Raw genomic sequence first — 3,100 nt, forward strand, 5'->3', positions numbered from 1 at the left:
TATGAAACTGAGGTGACATCAATTGTTTGAAATGCTATCCGAAAATGNGGTAAAAACGGNGTTTGATCTGGATTTGGAGCGGCTGTATTCGCAGGGATTCCGTGGAATCATCACGGATCTGGACAATACGCTGGTCGGTGCCAAGGCTCCCTTGGCCACCCCCGAGCTGATCGCCTGGTTCGAAAAGGTGAAAAAGGCGGGGTTTCAGCTTGTCATCGTGTCCAATAACCAAATGGCGAGGGTATCAACTTTTGCCACCCCGCTGGATATCCGGTTTGTCCATGAAGCCCGCAAGCCGTCGAACGCGCCTTTCCGGAAAGCTATGCAGATGATGGGCCTGAAGAGCGAGGAGACGATCGTGGTCGGCGACCAGATGCTGACCGATGTGTACGGCGGCAACCGGCTCGGCCTGTTTACCGTGCTGGTGCTCCCGATATCCATTCAGGATGAAGGCTGGGGTACGCGCATTAACCGGCGTCTGGAGAAAATTGCGCTCGCACGATTGCGGAAAAAGGGATTATGGCTGGAGGAGGAACACCAACAATGAAAGACCCGATAGACGGCAGTCAAGCCGTAAAATGCAGCGGCTGCGGTATTGCCATCCAAACGGAGCAGCCCGAGCTTCCGGGGTATACCCCGGAGAAAGCGATGGACCGGGATCCGGTCATCTGCCAGCGCTGCTTCCGGATTAAAAACTACAACGAGGCTTCTTCCGTTGCCGTCGACCAGGATGAATTCCTGCGTCTGCTCAGCCAAATCGGCGGGAAGAACGCGCTCGTTATTCATATTGTAGACCTGTTCGATTTTGAAGGAAGCCTCATTTCAGGCTTGCAGCGGTTTGTCGGCAACAATCCGGTCATTCTCGCCGTGAACAAAATCGACCTTCTGCCTAAAGTGACAAACTGGAAGAAAATTAGGGCTTGACCGCCTGCTGGACACGGTTGCCTCATATCGCGGGGACCGCGACGTCTATGTGGTGGGGGCGACCAATGTCGGCAAATCGACGCTGATCAACCGGCTGATCCGGGATTACAGCGATTTGGAGCAGGAGCTGACCGTATCGCGTTACCCGGGAACGACCTTGGATATGGTCAACATTCCGCTCGACGACGGCCGCTTTATTATCGACACGCCGGGGATCGTATACCCTTGGCGCTACAGTGAGCTCGTCACCCGGGAGGACCTTGGCGCAGTGATGCCGGACAACCCGTTGAAGCCGGCCGTGTACCAGCTGAACGAAGGACAGACGCTGTTTTTCGGAGCCATGGCACGGTTTGACTTTATTCAGGGCGAGCGCCAGTCGTTTACTTGCTTTGTCGGCAGCCGCGTAGGCATACACCGCACCAAGCTGGAGCGTGCCGATGAGCTGTACGCGGAGCATGCCGGAGAATTGCTGTCCCCGCCGAACCGGGAGAACATCGGGAAGCTGCCGGAATGGACAAGGCATGAATTCCGCATCAAGCGCGGTATGCGCATGGATCTGTTCGTCTCCGGATTGGGCTGGGTTAAAGTGAACAGCGATCAGGGAGCCCTGTGCGCTGTTCATGCGCCGCGGGGAGTCAAGGTGCTGGCAAGACCTTCTTTAATCTGACGCTGCCTTTGAACGCTGCAAGAGCTGACAGGTGAGAGCAGGAAAGGGGAAACCATGAATTTGGCTAAACCGGAGTTACTGAAACATACAGGGGAGCTGCTGCTGGGCGTCATCGGGGATCCGATCGCCCATTCCAAATCGCCCGTGATGCATAAGGCAGCGCTGGCCGCGCTCGGCATCCCGGGTGCCTATGTTCCGATGCGCGTATCGCGGGAGCAGGTCGGAACGGCGCTGGAAGGCATCAAGGCGCTTGGCTTTCGGGGAATCAACGTCACGATTCCACACAAGCTGGAGGTTATTCCGTTCCTGAACGAGCTGGACGAAACGGCCTTGAAGATCGGAGCCGTCAACACGATCGTGAATGACGGAGGCTACCTCACGGGGTATAATACAGACGGTATAGGTTATGTCCGTTCCCTGAAGGAAGAAGCGATTGCCGAGCTGAAAGGCAAAAGCATTCTGGTGCTCGGAGCCGGAGGTGCCGCTCGCGGTATCGTATACGCCCTGACGCTGGAGCATCCGGACCGGATTTATGTCGCCAACCGGACGGCCGATAAAGCCGAGGCGCTGGCGGCTGAATGGAAGGCGCTGGCAGACATTCGCGGGATGGCGATGGACGACATTCCGGCCATTCTAGGCGGAGTGGACGTGATCATTAATACGACATCGGTCGGCATGCATCCGCATACGGACGGAACACCGCTAGATTCCGAGCGGATTCCTCCGGGAATCGTGGTCAGCGACCTCATCTATAATCCGCTGAAGACCCTGCTGCTCGCCGACAGCGAGAAGAAGGGCTGCGTCATTCACGGCGGTCTCGGGATGTTTGTGAATCAGGGAGCCTTTGCCCTGGAGTATTGGACCGGACTGCCCGCCCCGGTAGAGGCGATGCGCAGCGCGGTTCTGGCCAGTATGAAGGAATCATGATTATTGAATTGTACATTGAAGATTAAGGAGTTTTGACATTTTATGTTAACAGGTAAGCAAAAACGCTATCTCCGGTCCCAGGCGCATCATTTGGACCCGATTTTTCAAGTCGGCAAGGGCGGAACCAACGACCAGTTAATCCGTCATATCGTCGAGGCCATTGAGAAGAGGGAGCTGATGAAGGTCAGCATTCTCAACAACTGCTTGGAAGATAAGCACGAAATTGCCGAGGAATTGGCCGAAAAATCGGGCTCTGAACTGGTGCAGGTGATCGGCAGCACGATTATTTTATATAAAGAATCCAAAGATCATAAGCAGATTGAATTGCCATAAGCGGGAGGGATCAGCATGAAGGTAGGTATCATGGGAGGTACCTTTGATCCGATCCACATCGGACATCTGCTCGCTGCCGAAGCGGCCCGGGACACGTTCGGACTGGACGAGGTTTGGTTCATGCCCAGTCATATTCCGCCCCATAAGGAACAGGCGGGAGCTACCGGCGAACAGCGTCTCGGCATGGTCGCCGAAGCGATTGCGGACCATCCCTGCTTTCGGACCCTCGATATCGAAATCAGAAGAGGC

The 3,100-nt window shown here is 55.6% G+C and carries 4 protein-coding genes and 1 pseudogene; all 5 read left to right on the forward strand.

The features are described from left to right. Window positions 1-22: 22 nt before the first annotated feature. The gene (locus tag CPT76_RS21895) at window positions 23-547 is read left to right on the forward strand and encodes a YqeG family HAD IIIA-type phosphatase (protein WP_105444467.1); all 525 of its coding nucleotides are present in this window, start codon (window positions 23-25) and stop codon (window positions 545-547) included. Beyond that, window positions 544-1,591, forward strand: a pseudogene (locus CPT76_RS21900) (GTPase). Before CPT76_RS21895 ends, CPT76_RS21900 begins: the two are co-directional and overlap by 4 nt. Before the next feature lie 54 nt (window positions 1,592-1,645). Further along, window positions 1,646-2,518 carry a shikimate dehydrogenase gene (locus tag CPT76_RS21905; RefSeq protein WP_105444468.1) on the forward strand — a complete coding sequence of 291 codons (873 nt, stop codon included), beginning with the start codon at window positions 1,646-1,648 and terminating at the stop codon, window positions 2,516-2,518. Between the two features lie 42 nt (window positions 2,519-2,560). After that, the gene (yhbY, locus tag CPT76_RS21910; RefSeq protein ID WP_076169735.1) at window positions 2,561-2,851 is read left to right on the forward strand and encodes a ribosome assembly RNA-binding protein YhbY; all 291 of its coding nucleotides are present in this window, start codon (window positions 2,561-2,563) and stop codon (window positions 2,849-2,851) included. Window positions 2,852-2,866: 15 nt separating this feature from the next. Beyond that, the coding region (locus tag CPT76_RS21915) for a nicotinate-nicotinamide nucleotide adenylyltransferase (RefSeq protein WP_146116399.1) at window positions 2,867-3,100 on the forward strand (234 nt) is incomplete at its 3' end.

Source organism: Paenibacillus sp. AR247, from assembly GCF_002968895.1.
In the GTDB taxonomy this organism is placed as follows: domain Bacteria; phylum Bacillota; class Bacilli; order Paenibacillales; family Paenibacillaceae; genus Paenibacillus_AQ; species Paenibacillus_AQ favisporus.